Source organism: Stappia sp. 28M-7 (assembly GCF_014252955.1).
Lineage (GTDB): Bacteria > Pseudomonadota > Alphaproteobacteria > Rhizobiales > Stappiaceae > Stappia.
In genome coordinates this window covers 2,531,458-2,546,429 of record NZ_JACMIA010000001.1, presented here as the reverse complement: position 1 = coordinate 2,546,429, position 14,972 = coordinate 2,531,458, and the positions used below count along the sequence as shown (strand labels likewise).

The window sequence follows — 14,972 nt, the reverse complement described above, 5'->3', positions numbered from 1 at the left end:
CCTTCACGGGCGGCGTGCGGATGCGGACACTGACCCTTCGAACGCGGAAGACGGATCGACATGTTCGATATCGGCTGGACGGAACTGCTTGTTGTCGCGGTCGTCATGATCCTTGTCGTCGGGCCGAAGGACCTGCCGCGGATGCTGCGCACCTTCGGCCAGACGATCGGCAAGGTGCGGCGGATGGCGGGCGAGTTCCAGTCGACCTTCAACGAGGCGCTGCGCGAGGCCGAGCAGCAGGCCGACATCGCCGACATGAAGAAGCAGGTCGAGAAGGCGGCGAATTTCGATCCGCTCGGCGACCTCAAGAAATCCATCGAGACGGACCGCAAACCGCCCAAGCCGGCCGAGGCCAAGCCCGCCGACACGGCGGCGGCCAAGCCTGCGGACGAGGCGGGCGGAAAGGGCACGACGCCGGCGGGAGCATCCGAGACGGGCACCGGGCCGGCCGCGCAGGCGACCCAGGCTGCGGCGGCGGGAGATCCTGCGACGGGAACTCCGGCATCGAAGACCCCGGCGACGCCGGGTTCCGCAACGCCGGGCGAGAGCGGCACGGCCAACACGGCGAGTGACAGGACGGCATGAGCCAGGAAGACATCGACGCCTCGAAGGCGCCGCTCATCGAACACTTGATCGAACTGCGCAGCCGATTGCTGAAATCGGTGGTGGCGACGCTCCTTGCGTTCATCGTGTGCTTCTACTTCGCGCAGGACATCTACAACATCCTCGTCATCCCTTACGAGAATGCCGCCGGACACCCGGTGGAGATGATCTACACCGCGCCGCAGGAGCTGTTCTTCACCCAGCTGAAGCTCGCCTTTTTCGGCGCGCTGTTCATCGCCTTCCCGGTGATCGCCGGCCAGCTCTACATGTTCGTGGCGCCGGGGCTCTACAAGCATGAGCGCGGGGCGTTCCTGCCGTTCCTGTTCGCGACGCCGGTGCTGTTCGCCCTCGGCGCCTCGCTGGTCTTCTTCCTGGTGATGCCGCTGGCCATGGGCTTCTTCCTGTCGATGGAACAGGACGGGACGGGCGGGACGGCCAAGATCCAGCTGATGGCGCGGGTGAGCGAGTATCTCGGCCTCATCATGACGCTGATCTTCGCCTTCGGCCTGGTGTTCCAGCTGCCGGTGCTGCTGACGCTGCTCGGCCGGGTCGGGCTGGTCACGGCCGAGGGGCTGCGGACGAAGCGCAAATACGCCATCGTCATCGCCTTCATCGCGGCGGCGGTGCTGACGCCGCCGGATCCGATCAGCCAGATCGGCCTTGCACTTCCCACACTGCTTCTCTACGAAGTGTCGATCATCTGCGTCAGGCTGGTCGAGAAGAAGCGGGCCGAGCGGGAGGCCGCCGAGGCGGAGACCTGATCCGGGCCGCGACCGACGATCCGCCATTCCGGCGCGCCGGCAGCAATCCCGGGGTTTCTCATGTTCGACATCAAGTGGATCCGCGACAATGCCGCGGCTTTCGACCGCGCCATGGACCGGCGCGGACTGGAGCCGCAGGCGGCGCGGCTGATCGCCATCGACGACCGGCGGCGGGCGCTCGTCGCCGAGCTGCAGCAGGCGCAGGAGCGCCGTAACGCCGCCTCGCGCGAGATCGGCAAGGCCAAGGCCTCGGGTGACGAGCAGGCCGCGCAGGCGGTGATCGACGAGGTCGCGACCCTCAAGTCCCGTATCCAGCAGGGCGAGGAGCAGGAGCGGCAGATCGATGCCGAGCTGCAGGCCGCCCTGTCGGTGCTGCCCAACATGCCGCATGACGACGTGCCGGACGGCAAGGACGAGAGCGACAATGTCGAAGTGCGCCGCGTCGGGACGCCGCGCAGCCTCGACTTCACCCCGAAAGAGCATTTCGAGATCGCCGGCGCGCTGCCGGGCCTTGCCTTCGAGCGGGCCGCGCGCATTGCCGGCGCGCGCTTCGTCATGCTGCAGGGGCGTCTGGCGCGGCTGGAGCGGGCGCTCGGCCAGTTCATGATGGACCTGCAGACCGGCGAGCACGGCTACATGGAAGTCTCGCCGCCGCTCATGGTGCGCGACGAGGCGCTCTACGGCACCTCGCAGCTGCCGAAATTCGCCGAGGACCTGTTCAAGACCACCGACGGACGCTGGCTGATCCCGACCGCCGAAGTGCCGCTGACCAACATGGTGGCCGGCGAGACGCTGGACGAGGCGGAGCTTCCCTTGCGCGTGACGGCGCTGACCCCGTGCTTCCGCTCGGAAGCCGGGTCTGCCGGACGCGACGTGCGCGGCATGCTGCGCCAGCACCAGTTCTGGAAATGCGAGCTGGTGTCGGTGACGCATCCGGACGCGTCGCTCGACGAGCTGGAGCGGATGACCGGCTGCGCCGAGGAAGTGCTGAAGCGGCTCGCCCTTCCGTACCGGGTGATGGCGCTGTCGACCGGCGACATGGGCTTTGGTGCGCGCAAGACCTACGACATCGAGGTCTGGCTGCCGGGGCAGAACGCCTATCGCGAGATTTCCAGCTGCTCCGTCTGCGGCGACTTCCAGGCGCGGCGCATGAATGCGCGCTTCCGCCCGCAGGGCGAGAAGGGCCTGAAGTTCGTGCACACGCTGAACGGCTCGGGCATTGCGGTCGGCCGCGCGCTGATCGCGGTCCTTGAAAACTACCAGAACGCGGACGGCAGCATCACGGTGCCCGAGGCGCTGAGGCCCTATATGGGCGGCATCGAGACGATCGAGGGGCTTTGATGCGCATCCTGCTGACGAATGACGACGGCATCCACGCAGCCGGCTTTGCCGCGCTGGAGCAGATCGCCAGGGAACTGAGCGACGACGTGTGGGTGGTGGCGCCCGAGACCGACCAGAGCGGCGTGGCCCACTCGCTGACCCTGCACGACCCGCTGCGCCTGCGCGACATGGGCGAGCGCCGCTACTCCGTGCGCGGCACGCCGACCGACTGCGTCATCATGGGCGTGCGCGAGATCCTGACCGACAAGCGGCCGGACCTGATCCTGTCGGGCGTCAACCGGGGCCAGAACGCGGCCGACGACGTGACCTATTCCGGCACCATCGCCGGCGCGATGGAAGGCACGCTGATGGGCATCCGCTCCATCGCGTTGTCCCAGGGCGTTGCCTGGTCGAAAGGTGCGCGGGCCGACTATTCCTGCGCGATCACCCATGCGCCGAAGCTGATCCAGCGCCTGCTGGATTTCAGCTTCCCGCCGGACACGCTGCTCAACCTCAACTTCCCTCCTTGCGCGCCGGACGAGGTCGAGGGCATCGAGGTGACGCGCCAGGGCAAGCGCAAGGTGAGCGAGCTGGGCGTCGATGCGCGCACCGACGGGCGCGGCGTGCCCTATTACTGGCTCGGCTTCCGCAATGCGGACGAGGATCCGCCGCGCGACACCGACCTGTCGGCGCTGGTGCACAACCGCATTTCGGTGACGCCGCTGAAGCTGGACTTGACGGCGCACGACCTGCTCGGCGAACTGAAAGACCTGCTGGGCTGACGATGCATTTTGCGTCTTCGGCCAGCGATGGCCGGGGGAGGGGCTGGTGAGCGAGAACGGCAAGGGCCGAGACGATAGCTGGCCGGCCGACGGCGAGGACATGCGCAGTGCCGCCGAACGGCAGGCCGAGGCCGACCGCGAGGCGACGGCTGCGCTGATCCTGCGGCTGCGCTCGCAAGGCATTCGCAACACACGGCTGCTCTCGGCGATCGAGCGGGTGCCGCGGCGCATGTTCCTGTCCGCCGCGCTGCAGCGGCATGCGGGCGAGGACACGGCGCTGCCCATCGAGTGCGGCCAGACCATCTCCCAGCCGAGCCTCGTCGTCAGGATGACCGACGCGCTGGACATCGGCCCCAAGCACAAGGTGCTGGAAGTGGGCACCGGCTCCGGGTTCCAGGCGGCCATCCTTGGCCTGACGGCGGGGGAGGTGCACAGCATCGAGCGTTACCGCACCCTTGTGGATCTGGCGCGCGAGCGGCTGGCGTCGCTGCGCATCACGAGTGTACGCGTGCATCACGGCGACGGCCTGGAAGGCTTTGCCGAAAGCGCTCCCTACGACCGCATCATCGTCACCGCCGCCGCACCCGAGGTGCCCAAGGACCTGCTCGACCAGCTGGCGGACGGCGGCAAGCTGATCATGCCGCGCGGGCCCAAGGGCAGCCTCCAGCAGCTGGTGCTGATGGAAAAGCAGGGCGGGCGCTTTTCGGAGAAGGTGCTGGCGGAGGTGCGATTCGTGCCGCTGGTCGAGGGAACGGCGAGCCGGTTGTAGCCTTGCGCCCGGCGCAAGGGCCGGATGCAGACCGGCCGGAGATTTTCGGCACGAAAACGCAAATTGGTTTACGGGCGGGCCGCGACTTTAAGTCTTTATCAACGTTACCGGCATTTAATCGACATCATGATTTCAGGTGTCTTCAGTCCGAGTAGCGCCATGACAATGCAGGTTCTTCGCCCTTCCTCCCGACTGCTTACGCAGACTGCCGTCGTGATCGTGCTCGCCGCGCTCGCAGGAGCCTGCAGCGGCGGCGTCGAGCGGTTCGAGGACCCCATCTTCACCGGCAATACTGACAATCAGCGTGCGATGCTTGGCGGGAAGTCCCAGCCGAGCTTCGACAGTGTCGCGGCCGGGCCGCGCCAGACGACGGGTGCCGTGCAGCGCTCGACGCTGCCGCCGCCGACCGCCGCCAACAGGCCCGTGTCGACCGGTTCCATCGGCAATGCGCGGACCAGCACGCCGCCTGCCTCCGGCACCTATGCCGGCGTGCCGGCAGCGGCGAGCGTTCCGGCGGCAGCTTCCGGCCAGGTGCGTACGGTGCGCGGATGGACCACGGCCGGGGCAACCCAGATCACCGCACGCCAGGGCGACACCGTCGCCGGTCTGTCGCGGCGCTACGGCATCCCGCAGCATGTGCTCGGCGAGATCAACGGCACCGACGCCAATGGCAGCTTCACGGCCGGCCAGCGCGTGACGATCCCGACCTATTCGCATGGCGCCCCCAACATCGCGTCCGCCGCGCCGTCGCAGCCGACGACGCGCCTGCCGGATGCCGGCGGCTCGCCGAGCGTGACCGGCTCGATCCCGGCCGGAGCCGGACTTGCCAGCGCGCCGCGGCCGCAGGCAAAGCCGGGTGCCCAGACGCGACTCGCTTCCCTGACCACGCCGCAGCCGGGCAGGGGTGTCGTCACCTCGCCCAAGAGCAAGCCCGCGGCCCTGTCCAGCCGCCCGAGCCAGCCCGCGACCCCGGTCGCGACGAGCCCGGCACGGCCCGCGATCGCACGCGGCGAGACGGCGCCGACCGCACCGATCGCTGTGTCCCGCGACACCACCCCGGAGCCTGCGGCAACCGGCGACCGGCGTTTCCGCTGGCCGGCGCGCGGACGGATCATCTCCGAGTTCGGCCCCAAGCCGGGCGGCGCGCATAACGATGGAATCAACCTGGCCCTGCCGGAAGGCACCGAGATCAAGGCGGTCGAGGACGGCACGGTGATCTACTCGGGCAACGAGCTGAAGGGCTTCGGCAACCTGGTCCTGGTGCGCCATGACGATGGCTGGGTGTCCGCCTATGCCCATAACAGCTCGCTGCTGGTGAAGCGCGGCGATGCGGTGCAGCGCGGCCAGACCATCGCGAAGGCCGGCTCCAGCGGCTCGGTGAGCCAGCCGCAGCTTCATTTCGAGCTGCGCCGCGGCAACAAGCCGGTCGACCCGATGAAGTATCTCGCGAGCCTGTAAGGGGTTTCGCCTTCCGCGCGCCTTTCGGGCGGGCAGGAACCTTGCAGCGGACGCGCCCACCCGGCGCGTCCGTTTTCGTTTTCCACAAGCAACGGCGGCAGCAGGCAAAGTCTCTTTGCACAATCGTCACATGAGCGGCCGCTTGCGCTTGACTTGACGCGCGGCTCGCCGTACATCACCGCCACTCCCGGCGGCCAAGCGTCGCCATGAGGTGAGCGGGTGTAGCTCAGTTGGTTAGAGTGCCGGCCTGTCACGCCGGAGGTCGCGGGTTCGAGCCCCGTCACTCGCGCCACTCACCTTTACGGGAGCCTTTCGCAGCAATGCGAAGCGGGCGAGCGGGTGTAGCTCAGTTGGTTAGAGTGCCGGCCTGTCACGCCGGAGGTCGCGGGTTCGAGCCCCGTCACTCGCGCCACTCGCCCAAACTTCTTTCTCCTCGAGTTCAGACTTTCCAGACCGGACGCCGAGGCGACGGACGGGCCTTCGGGCCTCGTCTTCCGTTCGCCGCCGGCCGCGCCGCGCGTCTCCTGTGCAAAAGCCCGGCACCGACACATTGTCGCACCAATTGCATGGCGGGTTCTTCGCCTGCGTGCGGTTGCATGACCGGTCGGCGCGTTTCATCCGGGGAGGGGACATCGATGGCACGGATCACGGGCGGGGCGCTGGCGATTCTGGTTCTGGGGACATTGGCCCCAGGGGGCGCAGCGCCGGCGCAGGCGGGCGTGATGTGCACGATGGTGATCGAATCGGCGAGCCGCTCGGTACTCCTGGAGGAAGGCGACTGCACGCGCCGCGTGACGCCGGCCTCCACCTTCAAGGTGCCGCTCGCGGCCATCGGCTATGAGGAAGGCGTGCTGAGCGGCCCGCATTCCCCGGTCTGGACCTGGGCCAGGGGCGAGGTCGACTGGGGCGGCGATCCCTGGCGCGGCGACGTCGACCCCATGCACTGGATGAAACATTCCGTCGTCTGGTATTCGCAGCGCATGGCCAGGAAGCTCGGCCGTCCGCTGCTGGAGCAGCGCACGAGCGCGCTCGGCTTCGGCAATGCCGACTTTTCCGGCGACCCGGGCGAGGACAACGGGCTGGAGCGCGCCTGGATCGCGTCCTCCATGATGGTCTCTGCCCGCGAGCAGGCGCTGTTTCTGACAGGATTGCTCAATCGCACGCTGCCGCTGTCGGAAAGCGCGCAGGCGCAGGCCGAGGCCCTGCTGCCGTCGCTCGAGGCGGGCGAAGGCTGGACGCTGACCGGAAAGACGGGCGGAGCTTATCCGCGCTTTGCGGACGGCAGTTTCGACCGCTCGCGCGGCTTCGGCTGGTTCGTCGGCTGGGCCGAGGCGAAAGGGAGCCGCGAGGGTCAGCGGCTCGTCTTCGTGCGGCTGGTGCAGGACGAGACGCGCCAGCGCGGCTCGCCGGGGCGGCGCGCCCGGGCGGCCTTCCTGGAGGAATGGCCCGCCATCGCAAAGCGCCTGCCCGCCGATGGTCCGCCGCTTTCGGGCAAAAACTGACGCAGGGGCCTTTCGCGCCTGCAAAAAACCGCTTTCGATTACACCGTCGTCGGACTTGCGTTGCGTTTGTGCGTGGGCTAAGCGTGCCCCATGGGCACTGGCGGGAGCGTGCCTCCACGCGCATCCGCCGCAATCGCCGGGAAAGAGGGACCGGCTGCGCTTTGCGCGGCCGGACGCGTTGCATGGGGCACAGGGCTCCGCAGCGGAAATGGCCCGGCGGAAGGACATTAGGACATGGAAGAGCTCCTGAGAGATTACGTTCCGATCCTCGTCTTCATCGGGGTATCGCTCGTCATCGGCCTCGCGCTTTTGATTTCGCCGTTCCTGCTCGCCTACAAGAATCCCGATTCGGAAAAGCTGTCGGCCTATGAGTGCGGCTTCAACGCCTTCGACGATGCGCGCATGAAGTTCGACATCCGCTTCTATCTGGTCGCGCTGCTGTTCATCATCTTCGATCTCGAAGTGGCCTTCCTGTTCCCCTGGGCGGTCGCGTTCGGCGACCTCGGCTGGTACGGCTTCTGGTCGATGATGGCCTTCCTCGGCGTTCTGACCGTCGGCTTCATCTATGAATGGAAGAAGGGGGCCCTGGAATGGGACTGACGTCGCAGCAGCCGCTCATCGCCCAGGCTCCGAAGGGCATCCTGGATCCGGCCACCGGCAAGCCGGTCGGCGCCAATGATCCGTTCTTCATGGAAATCAACGACGAGCTGGCCGACAAGGGCTTCGTCGTCACCGCGACCGACAATCTGATCCAGTGGGCGCGCACCGGTTCGCTCATGTGGATGACCTTCGGTCTCGCCTGCTGCGCGGTCGAGATGATGCAGATGTCGATGCCGCGTTACGACGCCGAGCGCTTCGGCTTCGCGCCGCGCGCCTCACCGCGCCAGTCGGACGTGATGATCGTCGCCGGCACGCTGACCAACAAGATGGCTCCGGCCCTGCGCAAGGTCTACGACCAGATGCCGGAGCCGCGCTACGTCATCTCCATGGGCTCTTGCGCCAATGGCGGCGGCTACTACCACTACTCCTATTCGGTGGTGCGCGGCTGCGACCGGGTGGTTCCGGTCGACATCTACGTTCCCGGCTGTCCCCCGACGGCCGAGGCGCTGCTTTACGGCGTTCTTCTGCTTCAGAAGAAGATCCGCCGCACCGGAACGATCGAACGCTGAACGCCGCCCGCGGAGTGCCGGTCCGGCCGGCACGCCTCCCGCAAGCGACTAGACGGGTCAGGATCATGGACGAGACGCTCGCCGAGCTTGGCGAACACATTCAGGCGCATCTGGGCGATGCCCTCGACGGCTACAAGGTCGAGTACGGGGAGCTGACGCTTCTCGCGCGGGCCTCGGAGATCGTCCAGGTGGTGCGGTTCCTGCGCGACGACTCCAGCTGCCAGTTCGTCAACCTGACGGATCTGTGCGGCGTCGACTGGCCGAAGCGGGACAACCGCTTCGATGTGGTCTACCACTTCCTGTCGCCGAAGCAGAACCTGCGCATCCGCGTGAAGGTGGCCACCGACGAGGAAACGCCGGTTCCCTCCATCATCGACGTGTTCGCCGGTGCGGAGTGGTTCGAGCGTGAGACCTACGACATGTACGGCGTGCTGTTCTCCGGTCATCCGGACCTGCGCCGCATCCTGACCGACTACGGCTTCGACGGCTATCCGCTGCGCAAGGATTTCCCGCTGACGGGATATGTCGAGGTTCGCTACGACGACGAGAAGAAGCGGGTGGTCTATGAGCCGGTCCGGCTCAACCAGGAATTCCGTGACTTCGACTTCATGTCGCCTTGGGAGGGTGCGGAATACATCCTGCCCGGCGACGAAAAAGCCAAGACCAATTGAGGCAGCCGATGGCAGAGGCTCAGGTCCGCAACTTCAACATCAATTTCGGCCCGCAGCATCCGGCGGCGCACGGCGTGCTGCGCCTGGTGCTGGAGCTTGACGGCGAGGTGGTGACGCGTGTCGATCCGCATATCGGCCTGCTGCATCGCGGCACCGAAAAGCTGATCGAGCACAAGACCTACCTGCAGGCGGTGCCCTATTTCGACCGGCTCGACTATGTCGCGCCGATGAATCAGGAGCATGCCTTCGCGCTGGCGGTCGAGAAGATGCTCGGCATCACCGTGCCCAAGCGCGGCCAGCTGATCCGCGTGCTCTACTCGGAGATCGGCCGGATCCTGTCGCACCTGCTGAACGTGACGACGCAGGCGATGGACGTCGGTGCGCTGACCCCGCCGCTGTGGGGCTTCGAGCCGCGCGAAGAGCTGATGGTCTTCTACGAGCGGGCCTGCGGCGCGCGCATGCATGCCGCCTATGTGCGGCCGGGCGGCGTGCACCAGGACCTGCCGAAGGAACTGCTCGACGACATCTGGGACTTCTGCGATCCGTTCCTGCAGACGCTGGACGACATCGAGGGTCTCTTGACCGACAACCGCATCTTCAAGCAGCGCAACGTCGATATCGGCGTGGTGTCGCTGGAGGACGCCTGGGCGCGGGGCTTCTCCGGCGTCATGGTGCGCGGCTCGGGCGCTGCCTGGGACCTGCGCAAGTCGCAGCCCTATGAGTGCTATGCCGAACTCGATTTCGACATCCCGATCGGCAAGAACGGCGACTGCTACGACCGCTATCTCATCCGCATGGAAGAGATGCGCCAGTCGGTGCGCCTGATGAAGCAGTGCCTGGAGAAGCTGACGGTGGAGACTGGCCCGGTCTCGTCGATGGACGGCAAGGTGGTTCCGCCCAAGCGCGGCGAGATGAAGCGCTCGATGGAAGCGCTCATCCACCACTTCAAGCTCTACACCGAAGGTTACCGCGTGCCGGAAGGCGAGGTCTATGCGGCCGTCGAGGCGCCGAAGGGCGAATTCGGCGTCTATCTCGTCGCCGACGGCAGCAACAAGCCCTATCGCTGCAAGATCAAGGCTCCCGGCTTTGCCCATCTGCAGGCGATGGATTTCATGTGCCGTGGACATCAGCTGGCCGACGTGTCGGCGGTTCTCGGCTCCCTCGATATCGTGTTCGGAGAGGTGGACCGGTAATGGCCGTTCGTCGCCTTCACCCTGAGCAGCCCGAAAGCTTCGCCTTCACGGCGGCCAATCTGGACTGGGCAAACAAGGTCATCTCGCGCTACCCGGAAGGCCGCCAGGCCTCCGCGGTGATCCCGCTTCTGTGGCGGGCGCAGGAACAGCACGAGGGCTGGCTGCCCGAGCCGGCGATCCGTTATGTCGCCGAAATGCTCGGCATGCCGGATATCCGCGTGCTGGAGGTCGCGACCTTCTACACGATGTTCCAGCTGGCTCCGGTCGGCAAGAAGGCGCATATCCAGGTCTGCGGCACCACGCCCTGCCAGCTGCGCGGCTCGGAAGACCTGATCCGGGTCTGCAAGTCGAAGATCGCGGCCCATGCGCATGAGCTGTCGGCCGATGGCGACTTTTCGTGGGAAGAGGTCGAGTGCCTTGGCGCCTGCGTCAACGCGCCGATGGTGCAGATCTTCAAGGACACCTACGAGGACCTGACGCCGGAGAGCCTGGAAAAGCTCATCGACGACATTTCCGCCGGGCGCGAAGTGACCCCGGGCCCGCAGAACGGCCGTCGCTTCGGCGCGCCGGAAGGCGGTCCGACCACGCTGACCGGCCTGTCCGACAAGACCCGCGGCGGCGATCCGCTTCCCACAGTGGTCAACGGTGCGGAAGCGGCCTCGCATGCCTTTGCCGGCGCCTCGATCAATGCCGGCGGCAACGACTACAACGGCGTTCCGGGCGCGGCTGCGGCCGGTGCCGCCAAGACGGCGGCCCCCAAGGCCGAGGCCAAGCCGAAGGCCGCGAGCGCAGCTCCCGCTGCTGCCGCCAAGGCCGCTGCTGCCAAGGACGAGGCCGGCCCGGCGCCGACCGAGGCTGCAAAGCCGGCGGCTCCCAAGCGGACCAAGGAAAGCGCCCAGGCGAGCCTCGATCTTGCCGCGGCCGATACTTCGGCGGAGGAGAGCGAGCCCGAGCTGCTGACCGGCGCCCGCGGCGGCAAGGCGGACGACCTCAAGCGGATCAAGGGCGTCGGCCCGAAGCTCGAGGGCATCCTCAACGAGCTCGGCGTCTACCACTTCGACCAGATCGCCTCCTGGACCGACGAGAACAAGGCCTGGGTCGACACCCGGCTGAAGTTCAAGGGGCGTATCGATCGCGAAGACTGGATCGCACAGGCCAAGGTGCTGGCGTCCGGCGGCGAAACCGATTTCTCCAGGCGCGTCGACGGTGGCGACGTGCCCACGAGCAAGTCCTAAGGGAAGGGGATCGCGATGCTGCAGGATCAGGACCGGATCTTCACCAATATCTACGGCCTGCACGACTGGGGCCTGGATGGCGCGCGTCAGCGCGGCCATTGGGACGGCACCAAGGGCCTCATCGACAAGGGCCGCGACTGGATCATCAACGAGATGAAGACGTCGGGCCTGCGCGGGCGCGGCGGTGCGGGCTTCCCGACCGGCCTCAAGTGGTCGTTCATGCCGAAGGAGTCGGACGGTCGTCCGGCCTATCTCGTCGTGAATGCGGACGAGTCCGAGCCGGGCACCTGCAAGGACCGCGAGATCCTGCGCCATGACCCGCACACGCTGGTCGAGGGCTGCCTGATCGCCGGTTACGCGATGGGCGCGATCGCCGCATACATCTATGTGCGCGGCGAGTTCATCCGCGAGCGCGAGCGCCTGCAGGCGGCCATCGACCAGGCCTATGAGGCCGGGCTGATCGGCAAGAACAACAAGAACGGCTACGACTTCGACATCTATGTCCACCACGGCGCCGGCGCCTATATCTGCGGCGAGGAAACCGCGCTGCTGGAGAGCCTGGAAGGCAAGAAGGGCCAGCCGCGGCTGAAGCCGCCGTTCCCGGCGAATGTCGGCCTCTACGGTTGCCCGACGACGGTGAACAACGTGGAGTCCATCGCTGTTGCCCCGACCATCCTGCGCCGGGGCGCTGCGTGGTTCTCGGGCCTCGGCAAGCCGAACAATGCGGGCACCAAGCTGTTCTGCGTCTCCGGCCACGTGAACCGTCCCTGCACGGTCGAGGAAGAGATGGGCATTCCCTTCCGCGAGCTGATCGACCGCCATTGCGGCGGCATCCGCGGCGGCTGGGACAACCTGCTCGCCGTGATCCCGGGCGGCTCGTCCGTGCCGTGCGTGACGGCGGAGAACATCATCGACTGTCCGATGGACTTCGACAGCCTGCGCGGGCTGGGCTCGGGCCTCGGCACGGCGGCGGTGATCGTGATGGATCGCTCCACCGACATCATCAAGGCCATTGCCCGCCTGTCGTACTTCTACAAGCACGAGAGCTGCGGACAGTGCACGCCGTGCCGTGAGGGCACGGGCTGGATGTGGCGCGTGATGGAGCGCATGGTGGCGGGCAACGCCTCCAAGGAAGAGATCGACATGCTCTTCGACGTCACCAAGCAGGTGGAAGGCCACACGATCTGCGCCCTCGGCGACGCGGCTGCATGGCCGATCCAGGGCCTGATCCGCAACTTCCGGCCGGTGATCGAGGAACGCATCGACCAGTATGTGGCCAAGAGCCGCAAGCCGGCGCAGTCGCTGGCAGCGGCACAGTAAGGCGGCCGCAGAGATGGTCGCAGGAAACAGGACGACACGTTCGCGCGCGAAAAGGGCGCTGCGGGCAAGCCGCGAGGGCAGCAAGGCATGAACAAGACGATCTTTGTCGACGGCAAGGAGATCGAGGTTCCGCAGGACTACACGCTGCTGCAGGCTTGCGAGGCGGCGGGTGCCGAGGTGCCGCGCTTCTGTTTCCACGACCGGCTGTCGATTGCCGGCAACTGCCGCATGTGCCTCGTCGAGGTGAAGGGCGGACCGCCGAAGCCGGTGGCCTCCTGCGCCATGAACGTGCGCGACCTGCGCCCGGGCCCGAACGGCGAGCCGCCGGAGGTCTTCACCAAGACCCCGATGGTCAAGAAGGCCCGCGAGGGCGTGATGGAGTTCCTGCTGATCAACCATCCGCTCGACTGCCCGATCTGCGATCAGGGCGGCGAGTGCGATCTGCAGGACCAGGCCATGGCCTATGGCGTCGACGCGTCCCGCTATGCGGAGAACAAGCGCGCCGTCGAGGACAAGTATATCGGCCCGCTGGTGAAGACGATCATGACGCGCTGCATCCACTGCACGCGCTGCGTCCGCTTCACCACGGAAGTTTGCGGCGTCGCCGACCTCGGCCTGATCGGCCGCGGCGAGGATGCCGAGATCACCTCCTATCTGGAGAACGCGCTGTCCTCCGAGATGCAGGGCAACGTCGTTGACCTGTGCCCGGTCGGTGCGCTCACCCACAAGCCCTATGCCTTCCAGGCCCGTCCGTGGGAGCTGAAGAAGACCGAAACCATCGACGTGATGGACGCGGTCGGCTCGGCGATCCGCGTCGACACCCGTGGCCGCGAGGTCATGCGCGTGCTGCCGCGTCTCAACGAGGCGGTCAACGAGGAGTGGATCTCCGACAAGACCCGCTACATCTGGGACGGCCTGAAGACCCAGCGCCTCGACCGCCCCTATGTGCGCGTCGACGGCAAGCTGCGCCCGGCCAGCTGGGGTGAGGCCTTCGCGGCCATCGCCTCCAAGGTGAAGGCGTCGAGCCCGGAGAAGCTGGCGGCGATCGCCGGCGACTTGGCGAGCGTTGAGGAAATGTTCGCGCTGAAGAGCCTGATGACGGCCCTCGGCTCTTCGAACATCGACTGCCGCCAGGACGGGGCCGCGCTCGATCCGGCACTCGGCCGCTCCTCCTATCTGTTCAACGCGACCATCGAGGGGATCGAGGACGCGGATGCGGTGCTGATCATCGGCTCCAACCCGCGTCTCGAGGCTCCGGTGCTGAACGCGCGCATCCGCAAGCGCATGCGCATGGGCCCGCTGCCCGTCGGCGTCATCGGCCAGCAGGCCGATCTGACCTATCCGGCGACGTATCTCGGCGCCGGCGCCGAGACGCTGGCCGATCTTGCGGCCGGCAAGCACGGTTTCGCCGACGTTCTGAAGAATGCCGAGCGTCCGCTGATCATCGTCGGCCAGGGCGCGCTGTCGCGCGCTGACGGCTCGGCGGTCCTGTCGGCCGCTGCTGCGCTCGCCCGTTCGGTCGGCGCGACCGGTTCCGACTGGAACGGCTTCTCGGTGCTGCACACCGCGGCCTCGCGCGTCGGCGGCCTCGACATCGGTTTCGTGCCGGGCGAGGGCGGCAAGGGCACGGCCGAGATCCAGCAGGCGGCAGGCGAGGGCGCGATGGATGTCGTGTTCCTGCTCGGCGCCGACGAGATGGACATGAGCGCGTTCGGCTCGGCCTTCGTGGTCTATGTCGGCACCCATGGCGACCGCGGCGCGCACCGTGCCGACGTGATCCTGCCGGGTGCTGCCTATACCGAGAAGTCGGGCACCTGGGTCAACACTGAGGGCCGCGTGCAGCTCGGCGACCGTGCGGCCTTCCCCCCGGGCGAGGCCCGCGAGGACTGGGCGATCCTGCGTGCGCTGTCGGCGCAGCTGGGTTCGGCGCTGCCGTTCGACTCGCTGCAGGACCTGCGCAAGGCGCTCTATGCGGCGCATCCGCTGATGGCCGGCATCGACGCCATCGAGAATGACGGCGGCGAGGGCACCGCGAAGGCGGCGGACCTCGGCGGCAAGATGGCCGGCGAGGCGTTCCAGCCGGCGATCACCGACTTCTACCTGACCAATCCGATCGCGCGGGCCTCCGCGACGATGGCCGAGTGTTCGGCCCTCGCCAAGGCACGCGCGGCAGAGGCCGCGGAGTAAAC

Annotated in this window: 14 protein-coding genes and 2 tRNA genes; all 16 read left to right on the top strand. The window is 67.3% G+C overall.

What is annotated here, in order from left to right; all coding sequences use genetic code 11:
* The first annotated feature begins 60 nt into the window (after positions 1-60).
* The 16 genes from tatB (at position 61) to nuoG (ending at position 14,970) form a co-directional block, all read left to right on the top strand.
* Entirely contained in the window at positions 61-585 is a 525-nt protein-coding gene (gene tatB, locus H7H34_RS11180; protein ID WP_185925225.1) for a Sec-independent protein translocase protein TatB, read from the top strand.
* Positions 582-1,364: a twin-arginine translocase subunit TatC gene (gene tatC / locus H7H34_RS11175; RefSeq protein WP_120267840.1), complete on the top strand. Its 783-nt coding sequence runs from the start codon at positions 582-584 to the stop codon at positions 1,362-1,364. Before tatB ends, tatC begins: the two co-directional genes overlap by 4 nt.
* A 60-nt stretch (positions 1,365-1,424) precedes the next feature.
* Positions 1,425-2,705: a serine--tRNA ligase gene (gene serS / locus H7H34_RS11170; protein ID WP_185925224.1), complete on the top strand. Its 1,281-nt coding sequence runs from the start codon at positions 1,425-1,427 to the stop codon at positions 2,703-2,705.
* Positions 2,705-3,466 carry a 5'/3'-nucleotidase SurE gene (gene surE / locus H7H34_RS11165; RefSeq protein ID WP_120267842.1) on the top strand — a complete coding sequence of 254 codons (762 nt, stop codon included), beginning with the start codon at positions 2,705-2,707 and terminating at the stop codon, positions 3,464-3,466. The genes serS and surE overlap by 1 nt, the downstream gene beginning before the upstream one ends.
* 46 nt (positions 3,467-3,512) lie before the next feature.
* Positions 3,513-4,235 (top strand): protein-L-isoaspartate(D-aspartate) O-methyltransferase, encoded by a 723-nt coding sequence (locus H7H34_RS11160; RefSeq protein ID WP_371811385.1) that lies wholly within the window; start codon positions 3,513-3,515, stop codon positions 4,233-4,235.
* A 159-nt stretch (positions 4,236-4,394) separates the two neighbouring features.
* Positions 4,395-5,693: a murein hydrolase activator EnvC family protein gene (locus H7H34_RS11155; protein WP_245165051.1), complete on the top strand. Its 1,299-nt coding sequence runs from the start codon at positions 4,395-4,397 to the stop codon at positions 5,691-5,693.
* Between the two features lie 215 nt (positions 5,694-5,908).
* Positions 5,909-5,985, top strand: a tRNA-Asp gene (locus H7H34_RS11150).
* Positions 5,986-6,028: 43 nt separating this feature from the next.
* A tRNA-Asp gene (locus tag H7H34_RS11145) sits at positions 6,029-6,105 on the top strand.
* Between the two features lie 223 nt (positions 6,106-6,328).
* On the top strand, positions 6,329-7,195 hold the full coding sequence (locus H7H34_RS11140; protein ID WP_185925223.1) for a class D beta-lactamase: 867 nt from the start codon (positions 6,329-6,331) through the stop codon (positions 7,193-7,195).
* A 234-nt stretch (positions 7,196-7,429) separates the two neighbouring features.
* Entirely contained in the window at positions 7,430-7,795 is a 366-nt protein-coding gene (locus H7H34_RS11135) for an NADH-quinone oxidoreductase subunit A (protein ID WP_067215349.1), read from the top strand.
* Positions 7,786-8,364: a NuoB/complex I 20 kDa subunit family protein gene (locus H7H34_RS11130; protein ID WP_120267845.1), complete on the top strand. Its 579-nt coding sequence runs from the start codon at positions 7,786-7,788 to the stop codon at positions 8,362-8,364. Before H7H34_RS11135 ends, H7H34_RS11130 begins: the two co-directional genes overlap by 10 nt.
* Before the next feature lie 65 nt (positions 8,365-8,429).
* Positions 8,430-9,035: an NADH-quinone oxidoreductase subunit C gene (locus H7H34_RS11125; protein ID WP_120267846.1), complete on the top strand. Its 606-nt coding sequence runs from the start codon at positions 8,430-8,432 to the stop codon at positions 9,033-9,035.
* Between the two features lie 8 nt (positions 9,036-9,043).
* Complete coding sequence (locus tag H7H34_RS11120) at positions 9,044-10,228, top strand: NADH-quinone oxidoreductase subunit D (RefSeq protein ID WP_120267847.1); 1,185 nt, start codon at positions 9,044-9,046, stop codon at positions 10,226-10,228.
* Entirely contained in the window at positions 10,228-11,463 is a 1,236-nt protein-coding gene (locus tag H7H34_RS11115; RefSeq protein WP_120267848.1) for an NADH-quinone oxidoreductase subunit E, read from the top strand. The genes H7H34_RS11120 and H7H34_RS11115 overlap by 1 nt, the downstream gene beginning before the upstream one ends.
* A gap of 15 nt (positions 11,464-11,478) precedes the next feature.
* Positions 11,479-12,783, top strand: coding sequence for an NADH-quinone oxidoreductase subunit NuoF (gene nuoF / locus H7H34_RS11110; RefSeq protein WP_067215338.1), 1,305 nt, complete (start codon positions 11,479-11,481; stop codon positions 12,781-12,783).
* Positions 12,784-12,870: 87 nt separating this feature from the next.
* Positions 12,871-14,970 (top strand): NADH-quinone oxidoreductase subunit NuoG, encoded by a 2,100-nt coding sequence (gene nuoG, locus H7H34_RS11105; protein WP_185925222.1) that lies wholly within the window; start codon positions 12,871-12,873, stop codon positions 14,968-14,970.
* The last annotated feature ends 2 nt before the right edge of the window (positions 14,971-14,972 follow it).